General features: G+C 44.1%; 15 protein-coding genes. 5 read left to right on the top strand and 10 right to left on the bottom strand.

Annotation, left to right across the window (positions count from 1 at the left end):
- Nucleotides 1-16: 16 nt before the first annotated feature.
- Together LMH68_RS17305 and LMH68_RS17300 are read left to right on the top strand one after the other, a co-directional pair.
- Complete coding sequence (locus LMH68_RS17305) at nucleotides 17-1,006, top strand: rhodanese-related sulfurtransferase (RefSeq protein ID WP_229647877.1); 990 nt, start codon at nucleotides 17-19, stop codon at nucleotides 1,004-1,006.
- A gap of 156 nt (nucleotides 1,007-1,162) precedes the next feature.
- Entirely contained in the window at nucleotides 1,163-1,420 is a 258-nt protein-coding gene (locus LMH68_RS17300; RefSeq protein WP_010432560.1) for a YdcH family protein, read from the top strand.
- 65 nt (nucleotides 1,421-1,485) lie between these two features.
- On the opposite strand, the gene LMH68_RS17295 is transcribed toward LMH68_RS17300, so the two are convergent.
- Nucleotides 1,486-1,614 (bottom strand): hypothetical protein, encoded by a 129-nt coding sequence (locus tag LMH68_RS17295; protein WP_258186361.1) that lies wholly within the window; start codon nucleotides 1,612-1,614, stop codon nucleotides 1,486-1,488.
- Nucleotides 1,615-2,274: 660 nt separating this feature from the next.
- On the opposite strand from LMH68_RS17295, the gene LMH68_RS17290 reads away from it, so the two are divergent.
- Nucleotides 2,275-2,730, top strand: a complete 456-nt coding sequence (locus tag LMH68_RS17290) for a GNAT family N-acetyltransferase (protein ID WP_320443081.1) — start codon at nucleotides 2,275-2,277, stop codon at nucleotides 2,728-2,730.
- A gap of 44 nt (nucleotides 2,731-2,774) precedes the next feature.
- Here LMH68_RS17290 and LMH68_RS17285 read toward each other — a convergent pair whose 3' ends face one another.
- From LMH68_RS17285 to LMH68_RS17255, 7 genes are all read right to left on the bottom strand, one after another.
- Nucleotides 2,775-5,690 carry an alkaline phosphatase family protein gene (locus LMH68_RS17285; protein WP_229647874.1) on the bottom strand — a complete coding sequence of 972 codons (2,916 nt, stop codon included), beginning with the start codon at nucleotides 5,688-5,690 and terminating at the stop codon, nucleotides 2,775-2,777.
- A 202-nt stretch (nucleotides 5,691-5,892) separates the two neighbouring features.
- The gene (gene manA, locus LMH68_RS17280; protein ID WP_229647873.1) at nucleotides 5,893-7,098 is read right to left on the bottom strand and encodes a mannose-6-phosphate isomerase, class I; all 1,206 of its coding nucleotides are present in this window, start codon (nucleotides 7,096-7,098) and stop codon (nucleotides 5,893-5,895) included.
- A 291-nt stretch (nucleotides 7,099-7,389) separates the two neighbouring features.
- Nucleotides 7,390-8,730, bottom strand: a complete 1,341-nt coding sequence (locus LMH68_RS17275) for an MFS transporter (RefSeq protein ID WP_229647872.1) — start codon at nucleotides 8,728-8,730, stop codon at nucleotides 7,390-7,392.
- 8 nt (nucleotides 8,731-8,738) lie between these two features.
- A complete protein-coding gene (uhpB, locus tag LMH68_RS17270; RefSeq protein WP_017072384.1) occupies nucleotides 8,739-10,196 on the bottom strand; it encodes a signal transduction histidine-protein kinase/phosphatase UhpB in 1,458 nt (485 codons plus the stop codon).
- 38 nt (nucleotides 10,197-10,234) lie between these two features.
- A complete protein-coding gene (uhpA, locus tag LMH68_RS17265) occupies nucleotides 10,235-10,843 on the bottom strand; it encodes a transcriptional regulator UhpA (protein WP_017061545.1) in 609 nt (202 codons plus the stop codon).
- A gap of 147 nt (nucleotides 10,844-10,990) precedes the next feature.
- Nucleotides 10,991-12,385 carry a hexose-6-phosphate:phosphate antiporter gene (gene uhpT / locus LMH68_RS17260; RefSeq protein WP_017061544.1) on the bottom strand — a complete coding sequence of 465 codons (1,395 nt, stop codon included), beginning with the start codon at nucleotides 12,383-12,385 and terminating at the stop codon, nucleotides 10,991-10,993.
- Between the two features lie 406 nt (nucleotides 12,386-12,791).
- Nucleotides 12,792-13,130: a DUF1840 domain-containing protein gene (locus LMH68_RS17255; RefSeq protein ID WP_017061543.1), complete on the bottom strand. Its 339-nt coding sequence runs from the start codon at nucleotides 13,128-13,130 to the stop codon at nucleotides 12,792-12,794.
- Nucleotides 13,131-13,445: 315 nt separating this feature from the next.
- On the opposite strand from LMH68_RS17255, the gene LMH68_RS17250 reads away from it, so the two are divergent.
- The gene (locus LMH68_RS17250; protein WP_136977864.1) at nucleotides 13,446-14,636 is read left to right on the top strand and encodes a GGDEF domain-containing protein; all 1,191 of its coding nucleotides are present in this window, start codon (nucleotides 13,446-13,448) and stop codon (nucleotides 14,634-14,636) included.
- A gap of 25 nt (nucleotides 14,637-14,661) precedes the next feature.
- Here the strand turns inward: LMH68_RS17250 and LMH68_RS17245 are convergent, their stop codons facing one another.
- A complete protein-coding gene (locus LMH68_RS17245; protein ID WP_017061541.1) occupies nucleotides 14,662-14,946 on the bottom strand; it encodes a hypothetical protein in 285 nt (94 codons plus the stop codon).
- Between the two features lie 157 nt (nucleotides 14,947-15,103).
- Here LMH68_RS17245 and LMH68_RS17240 point away from each other — a divergent pair, with 157 nt between their 5' ends.
- Entirely contained in the window at nucleotides 15,104-15,976 is an 873-nt protein-coding gene (locus LMH68_RS17240; protein ID WP_102321387.1) for a pirin family protein, read from the top strand.
- Between the two features lie 208 nt (nucleotides 15,977-16,184).
- Here the strand turns inward: LMH68_RS17240 and LMH68_RS17235 are convergent, their stop codons facing one another.
- Nucleotides 16,185-16,466 (bottom strand): pyrimidine/purine nucleoside phosphorylase, encoded by a 282-nt coding sequence (locus LMH68_RS17235; RefSeq protein ID WP_017057600.1) that lies wholly within the window; start codon nucleotides 16,464-16,466, stop codon nucleotides 16,185-16,187.
- Nucleotides 16,467-16,504 lie beyond the last annotated feature (38 nt).

Genomic DNA, 16,504 nt, shown 5'->3' with positions numbered 1-16,504 from the left:
GCAGAAAGGAAAAACCATGTCTCAATATGTTGTATGTGCTCTGTATAAATTTGTAGCACTTGATGATTACCAAGAAATTCGCCAGCCACTCACTGACGTGTTAGAAGCCAACCAAATCCGCGGTACTTTGCTACTTGCGAGTGAAGGTATCAACGGCACCGTTGCAGGTAAGCGCGAATCTATCGACGCTCTTCTTAAATGGTTCAAACAAGATTCTCGTTTGGCTGATGTTGTTTACAAAGAGTCGTTCAACGAAGAACAACCATTCAACCGCACCAAGGTTAAGCTTAAGAAAGAGATCGTAACCATGGGCATTGAGGGTATCGACCCACGCCACGTTGTCGGCACTTACGTGAAACCAAACGAATGGAACGCTCTGATTTCTGATCCTGATGTAATTCTGGTTGATACTCGCAACGACTACGAAGTCGATATCGGTACATTCAAAAATGCTGTAAACCCAAACACAGAAACCTTCCGTGAATTCCCTCAATACGTTGAAGAAAATCTTGATCCTAAGAAGCACAAGAAAGTCGCGATGTTCTGTACTGGCGGCATTCGTTGCGAAAAATCAACAGCCTACATGAAAGAGCAAGGCTTTGATGAGGTTTACCACCTTGAAGGCGGCATTCTTAAGTACCTAGAAGAAGTACCAGAAGAAGAGAGCATGTGGGAAGGCGACTGCTACGTATTTGATGGTCGTGTTGCAGTAAACCACCAGCTAGAGAAGAGCGGTTACGATGTGTGTAACGCGTGTCGTCTGCCAATCACTGACGAAGACAAAGCCTCTGAGCACTTCGAGAAAGGCGTAAGCTGCCCTAAGTGTATTGATAAGCACAGCGACGAGCAGAAAGCCCGTTTCCGCGAACGTGAAAAGCAAGTTCAACTGTCGAATGCTCGTGGCGAAACCCACGTAGGTGGCGAAGCCGCTCATCTTATCGATCAACGTAAGAAAGAAAAGCTAGCACACAAAGAGCAGCAACGCTCTGGTAAGAAAGCGAAGTAGTTTTTAGTATTACGAAAATAACAAAGGGCATCAGCGAATCCACAATGGAACGTTAATGCCCTTTTTTGATCCTGTTCTCGCTTTGTGTTTTGAGCCACATTTCTTTCGATAAATTGCTTCTATACTGTTAATAATCCGACTAGAGAGGAAGTGCCAATGCTCAATGAAAACCATGCCTTTATCTTAGATTTCCCAGATCTTAAATTAGACATTGTTCAGCTCAACCACGACGACGAAAAATTCAAAGCAGACATGCAGAAATACCACCAACTCGACTACGACATCCGTCAGCTAGAAATCTCTGGCAGCCCTATCGATGACGACAGCATGCACAACCTCAAAGTTGAACGCATGGCGCTAAAAGACTCGCTACACAAACAGCTCACGCGCCACCACGCACTTAAGATCGTTTAACAGAATACACTTGTCCTCAAAAACGTTTTTATAAACAGCCCGTTGACGGGCTGTTTATCACAAATTTACGCAGCTAATTTAGTGAAAATCTGAATGATGGCGGTCGGTAATTCAAAATCTTCAGATACTAAGAAGTTGATAATTGCTAATACTCTCTCAGCTACGTCTAACAAAATACTAATTTTGTTCATCATGAACTGTACTCTCTATTTTATATAAATTGAGCACATTGTTTTTTGCGTGGACTTTGATATGATTCGCCTTGAAACAAGTCATCATAATTGTTGTCCAGAAGTTTTAAGACTTTGTAGGAGAAGACTCTAAACTTTGCTTATTACAACGTGCATGATACAGATAAAAAAGCCTACCTTGTGTAGGCTTTTTTACATCTCAAACATTGTCATTTTCACCTCCTACTTAAATATCAAAAAAACACTATATGTTGTGCATTTACCTTAGCGATAGCACAATCTGATGTACTGCATAACCTCTTCATTTTCCCGTATTTAACGAGAACCACCAACTTTGAGTATTGATTTGGATCAATAAAACTCTCACGCTGATAAAGATCAATCCAATATTCTTACGTTAGTTCTCCATTTAGAAAAAAACCAAGAAAACTAATAACATACCCATTAATTGGTTGAATTTATTGGAAGCGTTATAGGAAAAGGGCTACGTCAACATCTGGGCGCTAACTAGATAGATTCAGTAAATAGTACACAGTATCTATATAAATATTTTAGATAAATGCTCCAAGTAAGCACAAAAAACGCCCAATACATTATGTTACTGTTTGCTTATTCTAGGCGTTTGATAAGGAAGCAAGCCGAGTGGTAATAGAAGAAGAGAACATACAATTCCAGCTCGTTTCAAATCATGAATTCGAAGAACTATTTGCGAGTGTGAAACAAGGTATATTCATACACGTAGATGACGTTTTCGGTTGGGATGATGACTTTCAACGTCAACGACTTTTAAACGATTACCATCCCTCTTGGTTTCATTGGGTATACCGAGGAGAAGAGAGGATTGGACTTGTGTGTTTTAAGCCTTATGACAACGCATACCATATTCATCTGCTGATCATTTCCCCTCAATACCAAGGTCATTCGCTAGGTAAACAAGTCATGTGCCTCATACATAAGAGAGCCACGGAAGAGCGACGTGAGCAAGTCACCTTGTCGAGCTTTAGAAGTAACACTCGCGCCATTAGCTTTTATCGTTCACTTGGCTACCGAGTTGTTGATGAAGGAGATGATGATTTTGTGGGATTGGCTCTCAACCTAGCGAACTCTCAGCCTCGCTAACCATAGAGAAAATACAGATAGCGAGTAGGTAGAGAGCGTTTACTTTAGCGCGCGCTTGAAATATCTAATTTCTCAATCAACGACGGAAAACCCCAACCGTTCTCGCCTTCGACCACAGGTTCTCCGGTCAAATACTCAAACAGCGTTGGCGCTAAAGATCCGTTAGCTTCGATTTTCAATTGCTGAGAGTTATCGCCAATTGGCGCTCCCCAGAATCCGATGAAGGCATCTTTCTCTAAGTAATCCTCACCAGCATGACGCCCTGGCACCTTGGTGTTGTAGCCAATTCCCGCTTTAGGGAACAAGTTAACCGTGCCAGCCCTATCTTCAAGGTAGATATTAGCCAGTTGATTCACTGAATCTGGTCGAGGTGTGGGTTGCGTTAATGAAGTCCACTCAGCACTGCTACACCACGTTGTCACATCCGCTTTAACCGCTCGGTTAATACACTTGTCGACCAATTGAGAATATTGTGAAAAATCAGCTTCGCTTGGCGATGCTAGGTATGGATTTAACCTTTGCGTATTGAGCAAAATCGGCGCTCGATTGTCTTCCAATGACTCATAGAAAAGCTTGTCACCTTCACGTGTGATCAATTCATCGACCCGTTTTAAATCACGATTGCCAATCACACGAACAGCGCAACGTTGTTGATCACATGTGCTTTCTCTTACGACCATATAATCAAGACTTTCAGGCAAGCGTTGCGCTATCTGATTAATGATGTCGATATTCTGACCAGCTGACGCTGCAATCGGAGACCACTGCGTGAGTTCTTGGTAAACAGGCTGAACCTGCCACCCTTGAGCCGAATTAAAGAAATCCATCATGAAGTTACCACCAGCCGTCGAGGCAACCACCACATCCAATTCCTTCGAGCTTGGGTAGCTTAGCGCATTGGTGATTTTAGGCCCCTCCCCCTCGTCTGAAGATATCTTCTTAACCACAATTGGATACTCTAGCTCTGCTTGTAAGCCTTCAAATACCTGCTTTTCGGGATTGAGCGCGTAGAACACCGGCGTTAAACCATGATCCCCAACCATGCCCCATAGCGTTTTATCGTAAACGCCGGCACTGCGGTAGGTCGCTTCAATCTGGCGAATCCAATAGTCCAGTCGGTTAAGCTCTCCAGTCGGCATCAGAATTTCGTCACTAAAAGGGCCGGTAAAGTGCGCGAAGTGATCCGGCCATGGGTTATACACCAAGGTGTAGTCTGGCATCCCTTTCCCATCTAACTCGGCAAACTGAGTGATCGACTGTTTAACCTGAGCTCTCTTTGAAAACTTAGTGAAAAAATCAAAGCCAGATATAGACTGATACGCTTCAATATCTTCAATCAAGGCTTGACGCTTTTCTTGCAAAACCACTTCGACTTCTGAACGTTCTTGAAGCTCTTTCACGCAGCGTTTCTCACCATAATCACGCAGTGACTCACCCAAACCTAGGTTTACTAGCCCGTCGTAAGTGGTGTGAGCATTCCAATCATATTGAGCGTTGCAGTTCAGCGTTTTGAGGTAATCAAGGCGATCAAACATGGTCTGAACCTTGTTGTTTGCCATCAATACATCCAACTGCAGGGCATCATTACCAAAGAAGTAATACGCTCGGTCGATCTCTCGGTCGACAAAGTGGAAATTAGGGATACCCGTACCACCGTTACCAGACACTTTTGCGCCCGTTTTGATGATCGGTAGATTACGTACGCTGATCGTCGGAGTAGAAGAGATACCCACTCGGCTTATATTATTTCGATTCTCTTGATAAAGTTTTTTGAAGAACGGAAGATAATTCGGATCACGGTAGGTTTGTTCAGAAAGAACCTCCATGAACCTCACCTGTTGTTGATGCTCAGGCTCAATCACCGTTTCTAGCTTAGGTTTGTATTGCGCTCGGCTTTTATGATTTTGGTAAGCAACAGAAATGAAAGATGAATCTTCATCGACCAAGCCTTCGATCAACCCCTGCTGTAAACCATCGACAGTCACTTGGACCGCAAAGCGCTTGTGCTGTTGGGATTCTAAGAATTGAATGAGCGCATCAGGCTGGTCACTGAACGCTTGCTGCATCCAATCATCGAGCGCTTCTGCACGTTCTTCTTTAAACACAAACTGTCGGTAAGCTTTAAGCAAGTTTAAGCGCACAAAATCAATGAGAGTGATAGTAAGAGCTTGTGCTTTGTTGTTCGGCTTATCAGCGTTTTCTGGTTTACCATCTTCTGCAATCGCCAACATTGCAGACTTCATGTCGCCGTCATCCATTCCCAGTGCCGCTTTACCGATCAAATCAACGATGATCGGTTGAATCTGAGCGATGATCGCTAGATCTTCAGGGCTATTGGTTAAGTATGTGTAATTCGCAGGGAGCGTGTCCATATCCTGCCAAACACCGATTTCGAATAACGCATCGTAGATAACCACCATGTTGGCAATGAACTGTTCATCGATACGAATACCTTCATGATGTCCCGTTGCTTCAGTCGAGGTATCTGGCTCGTGATGCTCTGAGGTTGGCTTATCTCCAACATGATAGAGGCTATGTTCAAAGCCCTTTAGCGCCTGCTTATCATAAACTGTCGACAAGTAAGATTTGAACACATCTTCACTGCCCAAGCCCGAATAGCGGTCGTAATAACTATAGAGAAAATAACCCAAAGGAATTGAGTACGTCGGGTTAGATAACTGAGCAACGACTCTGGCTTTTGTTTTGACATCTAAAGGGAGAGCGAGAATATACGCATCTAATGTAACGCCACCAATGGTGAAAAGTGCCGCATCGCGAGTGAGTTTGGCAGAATAACTTAAGCTTGAAAGCACCTGATTTTTCAACACTTCACTGGAGCTAAACACGCCACCAATGACGGGCGTTGTTGATATATCAGCGGCACTCGGAGCTGACGCAACCGCCAACGATAAGACACTGAATAAACTGGCGTAACTGCGAACGTGAGAATAAGAGCTCATCAAATTTCCTTTAGATCAACACACTTCTATAAATGCGACTTATTGTTTCAGTTTGCATTTATTAGTCAACCTATGAAAACGTTTGTTTTCTGATTCGAAGAGCTCTTATTGTTATGAAATGTTCATTCTTACTAATATCTCTACGACTTTACCGCATACCCAAAGCCCGAAAGCTTTCTAATGTTAGACGACAGCTATTCCCTTAATTAAACGCTCTGGCCACTCGGCCGTTACTGCTCAATTCGTAATGGCCAATATAGGCTGGGATAAATACCGATTGCCCTTTGGTGAGTGTCAGGTGTTCACCTTTCTGACTCATTAACGTTAAATCATCATCTATCGCCATTAAAATTTCAGCACCGCTTGTGATCACTTCTTCTTGCTGAGGGCGATGAAAGATATTGAAATCAAAATCACTGACAGGAATATCATAACTATCACATTGACCCAGTTTTGAGGGCGCTAACAACAAGCGTTCAAACGGGATCGGTTTGAACTCTGTACAGGCAACCAACTCGGCGACATCAATGTGCTTTGGCGTTAAACCTGCTCGCAAAACGTTGTCTGAATTTGCCATGATCTCGAGCCCAGTTCCCTTAATGTAAGCATGCGGAGTATTCGCATTCAAATACATCGCTTCACCCGGGTTCAATGTGATCAAGTTAAGAAGCAGAACACAAAATAGACCAATATCGTTTGGATACTGATGACTAAGCTCAATAACCAAAGCAAACTCAGATTGACCTTGGTGAGCGGCTGCGTAAGCCAGAAGTTGCTCTAATGCTCGGTGTTTACGTTGGTCGTCCAGAGTTAATAAATCACGGAAAAACGCCTCTAAACCTAGAGAATCAAGGTGGTTGCCAAACTCTTCAACTAAACCAGCCAGCTCGCTCGAATTCAACTTTCTGAACAACCCTAATATTTCATCGAATTCTCGAAAGCCATTCATTGCTTGATATTCAGTGATCGCGTAAACCAATTCAGGTTTGTGGTTAGAGTCTTTGTAATTACGATGTCCTGCAGTCAGAGGGATTCCTGCTTGCTCCTCTCTTGCAAAGCCAACCTCTGCTTGGCGCTTGTTTGGGTGAACCTGAACAGACAACGCTTTTTCTGCTGCCAAGATCTTAAACAAGAACGGCAGCTCACCAAACTCCTGCGCAATATCGCTTGATAGATAGGCCGGTTTATTCTTGTTAATCAGCTCAGAGAGAGGCACCAAGTGCTGGTCAAGCTTAACCATTGAGCAACCTTTTGGATGCGCTCCCATCCAAACTTCCGCTTGCGGCTCTTGTGACTCATTCTGAAAGCCAAACAGTTCACGTATCGAAGAAATGCTCCCCCATGCATAATTTTGGATGGTGTTTTCCATTGGGAAAAATGAGTGTTCTGAGAGGTGGCTGAGTGACATGGCGTTTTCCGTAGTGAGCCCTTTGAACACAATTCAGAGAGCTGATTTCTAATAACGTAAATAATTAGAAAGACTACAGAGCTCGGCTAGAACCCACATGAGATGAGGTCTTAGACGCAATAGGAAAAATTCTTAGAAACAGGTGAGACCGATGAAAAGCGTGAAAATAGTCACATTTGAATATCACGTATAGAAAGCGCCGAAAATAAGATAGCGGCTTGTATCGCACTGGTTACAGCAGCGATACAAGCATCTGAATACAAACACTAGTGACTATCTTGTTATCGTTCCTTAAAAGCTAGAGCGAGCTTCTGCACTTTTCTGAGGTGATTGAGCTTGTAAGAAAGGCAGTAACAGCAAGCCAATAACGGCCGCACAAGTCGAGATGGTAATGAAGAACCCACTCCAGCCGTAAGCTTCTAGAACGAGCGCTAATGGGTAACCAGAAAGTGCTGCTCCCATATAAGCAAACAAGCCAACAAAACCTGTCGCCGCCCCGGCAGAGTCTTTATGTGAACATTCCGCCGCCGCCATGCCAATAAGCATTTGAGGGCCAAAAACAAAAAAGCCAATGCAGAATAGCCCAGCCGCTTGAAACACAAAGTTGGTTAAAGGCATAAGCCATAAAGCCGAAACCGAAAGGAAGATGCCAATCGCAAACAAGATGTTCATTGGACCGCGGTTGCCACCAAACAACCTATCCGATCCCCACCCAGCAACAAGTGAACCAACAAAACCTCCTATCTCGAACAGAGACAAGGCAGCGTTGGCGTTGATCAAACTGTAATCGTGTTCTTCGGTGAGGTATAAATTGCCCCAGTCGTTAACTGCCGTTCTTACGATGTAAACCAACACGTAACTAAAGGCGAGCAACCAAATGTACTTATTGCTGAACACATAGGTTTTCAGGATCTCTCGATAGCTTAACCCTTGCCCATGGCTCTCTTGCGCTAATTCCAGGTGATCACTGCGCCACTTCCCTACCGTCGGAAGTCCCATGGTGGTGGGCTTGTCACGTAAGCGCCAGCAGACAATAAGACCGATAAAAACACCAATCACACCCGGCCAGATAAACCCAGCTCGCCAACTGTATTGGAGAGTCAAATAGCCAACAAGAATAGGGATTAGTGCCCCGCCGACGTTATGCGCCGTATTCCAGATAGCCCAACGAAACCCTCTTTCCGATCGAGAATACCAAGTCGTCAACAGCTTAGAACATGAAGGCCAACCCCATCCTTGAAACCATGCATTGAGCACCCAAAGCGAGATAAACGTAGCCAACGAACTAGAAAAGCCAAACGCTATATTGATCAAGCCTGTCGCAATTAGGCCCAACCCCATGAAGTAACGAGGGTTCGACCGATCCGATATCGTACCTGAGATAAATTTCGATAAGCCATAAGAAAGATAAAAGAGCGTGCCAATTAAGCCGATATCGCCTTTGTCCAAACCTAGATCGGTGATCATTGCAGGCGCGGCGTAATTAAAGGTTTTACGAGTGAAGTAAAAACCCGCATAGCCGACATACATTCCTATCATGATGTGAAGGCGCCAATAGCGATAACTCTGATTGACCTCATCATCAGTTAGAGCATCACTCTCTGACGTTGTTGAGCGCAGAAATCCAAACATATTCGTTCTCACACTTTAGGTAATGTAACGCTGATATTGGTACCCGAAGATGAGCCATTAGCGTTGATTGTCATCTTGCCGCCGAGCGCCTGAACACGCTCTTGCATACCGCGAACACCCATTCCTTTGAGAAGATCTTGCGCTGTAAAACCAATGCCATTATCTGATATCTGAAGATAAGCCTGGTCACCTAAAAGCAGTTCAATTCTGATCTCGCTCGCGTTGGCGTATTTAGAGGCATTGTTTAGAGATTCTTGGCACAGCCTGAAGATAGTGACCTTAAGCGTGTCACTCAAACACGAGTAATCACCTTGCCAATTTAACTGAATATCAACGCCGTGATCCGAAAACTCCATCTCTCGAATAAGCTGTTCCACGGAATCTTTTAGGTCCAGATCGTCCAGCATCTTAGGTCTTAATTTTGTAAGTAGACGTTTGGTGGTGTCATAAACATTCAAAGATAATGATTCAATGGTACCCGCACAGCGAACGCTCATCTCAGCCGCGTCGACACGTTTAATAATGCTTGCCTGAGTACGAATTGCCGTGATGTTTTGGCCGATTTCATCATGCAGTTCACGCGCAATATCACGACGAACCGACTCTTCAGCGGTAACTAACTGACGTGAAAGGTTTTGATTTCTGGAGAGTTCACTTCGCAATTTGGAGTTGAGATCTTTCTGCTTTTGAACCGCTAAACCAAGCAGTATACCTGTGATGGTTTGAGCAGATAGAGACAAGAGTAAGTCGGTAATTTCGAGTTTGGATGTTCCGCTGTGGGCTGCAATCAACGCGACACTATTTAGCATTGTTGCAAGCAGAGCGCCTTGCCATCCGTAACGAACGGCGAGCAAGATAATAGGGATCGCCATACAGAACGGGGCAAAGCGCCTTAGCTCATCAGGCAAACTGGTTTGTATCAAAATACTGGCGACCAACAACACGCTATATAAAGCAATATGACGGATTTTGAACTCAACAACATTGTTGATTAAATAAGAGCTCAGTGGCGCCCACTTATTTTGGAATAGATAGTTCCAGACCAGATAACACATCGGCACCAGCATCAGTCCACCCGTGATACTCGCTAACCACACCATGTAAACGGCTGGTACATGAGAACCGACCACGGCAACATTAATAAATGCTGTGACCATGATTAAGCTCGCCATCACTAACAAGTGACGATTTTGGTCACCAGAATAATAACGCTTGGCAATTAGAGTGGCAGGAATACTCAACCCACTGGCGATGAGTATCGTCAGCCATTGAGGTTCATCAAGTAGCAGAGCTAAAGCAATCGCAAGCCCCCACTCTGCAATATAGATAGCGGGCCAATAGTGAGTGCGAGTGTGCAGCGTCATTCCCAATCGAAGTGAAAACGGGAAAAGCAGAATGGCTAACTCAGGGTCATTAATGAAATAGAAGGCAATAACCCATAAACAGAACCATGCACAGCCAGCCATAAAAACCCCACACAGGGAGGTGGCTAGATAGGAACGCATTAGTACTGGTCTTGTGTGAACAATTTAGCTAACTCGACGTTGTTCTTAACATTGAGTTTGTCCATCGCATTGGCACGGTGTACATGCACCGTTTTATGGCTAACCCCTAGCTCTACGGCAATAGATTTTACATCGAGCCCTGTCGCCAATAACTGACACACTTCGCTTTCTCTGCGGGTGAGCTGATTTAAAGAGGCTTTATTCTTCATGGGCGTCGCAAGCTTTATGGCGATATCGGGCGTGAGATAACAGCCACCATTTGCGCTCGTGTGTACGGCTTGGATTAACTCATCAGGGCTACAGCGCTTGCTGAGATAACCTTTGGCTCCTAACTCTAATGACTTCTCAACCATCGCCGGAGAGTCATGTACGCTCAGCATGATACTGGCAATGCCTGATGGAATCTCTTCCAATAAGCTCAGGCCACTTTCGTCTTGCATTGAGATATCTAAGATCACGACATCAGGGTGACAACTTGGCAATCCTAGGCGCGCTTCTGCCGCAGAGTTGAATTCCCCCACGACCGTAATATCAGCTTCAAGACTGAGTAATTGAGCAAAGCCAGATCGAACAATGACGTGGTCATCAACAAGCGCAACATTAATCATGATATTAACCAAAATTAAGAGTAAGAAAGAAAAATAGCCCCAACAGGAGCTATCTAAAATTAAGTTTATTAATAGAGATGATACTGAATCGAACTAACGATTGGTATGATCTCACGTGCTTTAAACCAATAAAGCACGTGAGACTCGCTACGCGTTTTGAGACGCTAAGTGTATTTTCTTAGCGTGGCGAATCTTCTTCTCTTCCGCAACCGCAACGAATAGCAGTAACACGATACAAATGGCAGCTGACGTATCAAGCGCTGCGAACGTGCCTTTCCAACCCGTTAAGCCAAAAATAGGTGTGCCGTCTGCAATCATACCTAGGCCAAGTTTGGCAAAGCTGTCACCAATTAAGTAAGCAAATGTACCTTTCACGCCATCCGCAACGCTGATTGCTTTCTTAGGCACGAAACCTACTGCAGCAACACCAATCAGCAACTGAGGACCAAATACTAGGAAACCAAGCACAAACAGTGATGCTAGGTACATGAACTCACTGGTTGCATGCTGGTAGAACTCTAGCGAAACGATAATCAGGCCAAGCGATACACAAGCAACCAAAGCACGGCGTCCGTTCGCAAGGTCTGACAGATAACCCCACATTAACGTACCGACCAGTGCACCAACCTCAAACAGAGTGAAGCCTGAAATCGCGGTTTCTTTTGATAGACCTAGCTCTTGATACGCATAAACGGTAGACCATTGATCGATACCGATACGAACAATGTATAAGAAGATATTCGCGAAGCAGAGCAACCAGATCACTTTGTTTTTCAGGATGTATTCAACAAAGATCTCTTTCTTAGTCATTTGATTTTCTTCAGCAGCCGTATCTTCTTCGCTGACTTCTTCATCAAACAACTCTTCAACCGTACCTAGACCATAGGCTTCTGGAGAGTCATTACCAAAGCGCATACCAATAAAGCCAACCACAATCGCAATGATTGATGGGAACACGAACATACCGATCACGTTGCCATCAAAAAGGTAGTTAGCACCGAACAGAGCAACACCAGCGGCACCTGCGCCACCCACGTTGTGCGACATATTCCAAAGGCCTAAATAAGAACCACGCTTGTTACGAGGCGTCCATTTAGTGATGGTCGAGTAGCTTGAAGGACCGCCGGTACTTTGGAAGAAACCACTCAACGCATAGAAGGCAACCATCAAGAATAAGCTAGCACTGCCACCGCCCATACTGAAGCTGAAGCCCAACATAGCGATACCAGAAAGGACAAGCATGAATGGCAGGAACTGCTTGGTGTTTTTACCATCGGCATAATAGGAAACGACGGTTTTACCGATACCGTAAGTGATAGAGAAACCCAGACCGATAAGACCTAGATCCGTCATCGATAATCCATAAGTAGAAATCATGTCGTTTTGCGCGACATTGAAGTTCTTACGGATCAAATACATGGTTAGATAACCAATGAACACGACGAGGTAAGATTGTAGGAATGGTTTAAACCACATTTTTCTTCTAGTTTCGACCGGAAGATCCAGCGTCGGTTTTCGAACCTGATCTAGGAACTTTAACATTGTGAACTCTCTTATTTTTTGTGAGGTCTGCACGGCATAATTGCGGCCATACATTGTTTGTTAGTTGACCGTGAAATAATAAGGAGTCTAAAAATCGACCGCATGAGAGAGGGTCTTAGAATAACTAGGAAAAATTCTTAGTTCAGAATTGGGAGTCAAGAAAGCGTGAACAGCATCACTTTGTTTACGGTCTGTTATGGATTGATATTACGATAACAAAAGTCACTCATTTCAGGGCTGACGAACCTTGTAAATAAACAGAAACGAGTGGATTACTTCACTAAAAAAACACCAGTATCGGTTCATCACCATAAAACTCCATGGTCATGGTGTGTCCGATACTGGTTCAGCATTCATTCTGATTAAAATAGATTCAATAGGCTTGTTACGTTTCGCGTGAATCGTACTACAGTCGCTTGCCGCTACCGTCTTCCCACATTACTTCACATTCATCTTTGATGGCAGCTTTTAATAATTCAACCAGTGGGAACGCTCGACTACCGATATTAACAGGCGCTTCAACCACCTCTTCTTCATTGTCGTCATCAGTATTTTCATGCTCTACGGACTTGCTCTGCTCTGCTGCAATAGCAGCACGTAGATTATCCAGAGCTTGAGGAACCTCTGAAGCATCCATAGCACCTGGGATGGAGCCGCTATGCCCAAGCATCTTGATGAACTGGAGGCCGACTTCACCAAACATCGTGACACTAGCATGAGCTTTACAACTAAAGGTAATTAACATAATGAGCCTTTCTTAATTTTGGTCGTTTACAAACTATGTGGAGTAACTCTCTGGAAAGCAAGTAGATAAACATCAAACAACGGTTACAAGTTTGATGCTTAAATCTAATCTTCTAGAGATGACCAGCACCATCGGTGGTATACATCACTATTTGGAATTGATTGAACAGCCTTTCATATGAAACCTTGATAGTAGTCACACTAAATAGACATCTAAGCCTCTGCATAGCTTGTTATTTAATCTACTATTAACACCATTATCAAAAACTTTGGCACAGATCACATGAAAAGGCTCGTCGGCAGGCACCTAGAAGAAATGGCGGACATACGATCCACCCGCAAGCAAAAAATTGTCCACTCCTTTTCACTGACTGCCGCTGCGTTATTCATTTTCTATACTTGGGCTTACTTCGAAGGCGAGCATTACACGCTGTCAATATTCGAATTGTGCTTCGCCATCATTGCCATTTCTAACGCTTTATATGTAAGAAAAGTCATCAATCCTGAGTATTCCGAATTGATTCTGAGTGGTATTCTTCTAGTTCAGGGCGTCATCCTATTCTTGTACAGTCACGCCATCCCAGATCGCATCCTCTGGCTCTACCCAATTCTGGCCGCGGTCATTTTCATTAATGATTTCAGAATTGGCATAATCTTCAGCACCTCGTTTTGCCTGTTCATCAGCACCTTGATTACAGCAATGCCCAACAATTTTTCTTTACCATTTAACAGCACACACAGATTTTTCCTTAGCTTATTTACCATGAGCTTGGTGTGCCACACATCCGCCTATTACTACACAAAAGCCGTCAGTTATATTCAACGCCTGTATAAAGAAGGCATTGAAGATCTCGCTTACAGAGATCAGTTAACCGGCTTGGCAAACCGTTGGAGCTTTGAACGCTGGGCGACAGAAAAACTAGCCACCGTGGATAGTGAGCGATCACTTACGGCATTGGTCTTTTTGGATATAGATGACTTTAAAGGCATTAACGACAGCTACGGGCACGATGTGGGAGACAGTGTCTTACAGCATTTTGCCAATCGCTTGAGCAACAACATTCGAACCAGAGACAGAAAAAGCCATGAATACGATTATTCCATCGCGCGTTTTGCTGGAGACGAGTTTGTTCTGATGCTCTACGATGTGCCAACTCGTAAAGATCTAGACGGCATTCTAGATAGGATCTGCGGGCTGTTCGAAAGTGGTTGCCAGACAAACGAGAGAATCAAGGAATTGACGCTAAGTGTTGGGGTTGCTTTATACCCACAAGACGCCCAAGAATTACATGAGCTGACGAGATGTGCTGATAAAGCGATGTATGTCGCCAAGCATTCAGGGAAAAACCGATACGCTTATTATCACGACAACCCAGTATCAACCTTGATAGAAGAACTACCAACGAGCCTTGTTAGCTCAGCACCGGATTCATCTGAACTTGAAGATTGCTTTGAAGCGAAGATCGAAGGGAACAATGTTACGCTATTAAAAACGCGCCAACGCTAGCCATTCCTATAACGGAGCGGCGCTGCTAACCTGCAAGGTACATAAGCCAAAGACTCACTAACCCGATCATAATAATCCATATGACTTGACGTGTTCGGTTTGGGTTATTCCCTTTAGGTCGCCTCACCACGGTTTTAAAAGCGGCTTGCTTAGCTGACTGAATAAACGGCGCTTCTATCTCACGTTTTTTCACGCGGCGTTTAACTGCGCTGTTTGCAACCTCTGTAAAGCGCTGGCTTTGCTCCGTTGTAAAGTCGTTATCAAAACCTATCCGACCATGCCTTTCGCCATGTTTTTGCTGAACTGCCATAGCGGCCTCCTTGGCGATATACTCTCTATTGAGTATAGACATAATTTCATATTGTTACCTGTTCAAGATTTTCGAATAAGTCACTCAACGCTGTGCCATCTTCTTTTTAAATCAAATTACATAAACTACAGCTATTCAAGTTTATGAGGGTTTCAAAATGACGAATGTAAGAGCAGTAGATCATTTGATTACAGCACATGCCACCTCAGATGGTGATGGCGTCAAAATCCAACGACTCGCAGGTTTTAATAACGCACGTTTCTCTCCATTTTTAATGATTGATGAACTGAAGTCGGATGAAAGCAAAGACTATGTTGGCGGCTTTCCTCCACATCCTCACCGTGGGATAGAAACGCTCACTTACATGCTCCAAGGTCACTTCCAACACAAAGACCATATGGGGAATGTTGGAGAGCTACGCAGCGGTGGCGCTCAATGGATGGCCGCAGGCCGTGGTGTCATTCACAGCGAAATGCCAATGATGGAAGAAGGTGCGCTGCATGGTTTTCAGATTTGGATAAACCAACCTGCGACACACAAAATGCAGCCAGCTCAGTATCACGATTTCCAAAGTGAAAGCATCGCGGAGCATCAAAGTGAACAAAGTGGTTTGTTAAGAGTGATTGCCGGAGGGTTTGAACTGCACAACCAAACTGACAAGGATTCAGAGGCTTTACGAGCGCAGGGTCCATTACAGAAAACAGGTGTGCCATTAAGCGTTGCGGATTGGCGCTCTCATTCTGGGCAAAAAGTCACGTTAGGGACTAATGTTAATCACAATGCCATGACTTATGTGTACCGAGGCAGTATTAAGATCGGCGACAAAGTCATCAACCAAAGTCAACTTGCCCTGCTCACCAAAGCTGAATTGTTGTCTTTAGAAAGCCTAGAAGATTCAGGTGTACTGATTTTTTCTGGTCAGCCGATTAATGAACCTGTTGTGCACTATGGTCCGTTTGTCATGAACTCGATGGAAGAGATTGAACAAACAATTCAAGACTACAACAACGGTGTGTTTGAGACTTACTGATGTCTTGGCTTTGAGTTGAGCTTTGAAGATTGAAGATTGAAGATACTTTGCAACGAACAACGATTTGGTCATCCATTTGATGACTACAAAAACAAGTGACACTATCCACTGCCGGTTACTATCACTTATTTAACCACGCTCCTAGAGCGTGGTTTTTTTCTATTAAATCAGAGACAAACGATGCCTGATTGAACAAATTTAGACCTGATTACAAGTACTCACATAGGTAAGCAGTCGCTTCTTTTACCTGTAGGTCGAATGAAGAGTCACCCGCAACGTCAAAAGACTCACCAGATTGGTATGTCGTCCAGTCATCATCACCAACACGCTTTACAATCAAAGCACCTTTAACAACGGTCATCTTTTCTGGAGCCGCAGTACCGAACGTGTACTCACCAGCCGCCATTACACCAACACTCACATCAGCACCAGACTGGTTAAACGCTAACGACTTAACGCCACCTTCAAAGTATGTGTTTTCTTTAATCATTGTACTTCCTTGTTATCTTCAAATTGCAATTATTGAGC

The organism is Vibrio sp. F13, from assembly GCF_020806305.2.
In the GTDB taxonomy this organism is placed as follows: domain Bacteria; phylum Pseudomonadota; class Gammaproteobacteria; order Enterobacterales; family Vibrionaceae; genus Vibrio; species Vibrio crassostreae_C.
This window is presented reverse-complemented; position numbering and strand designations above follow the sequence as displayed.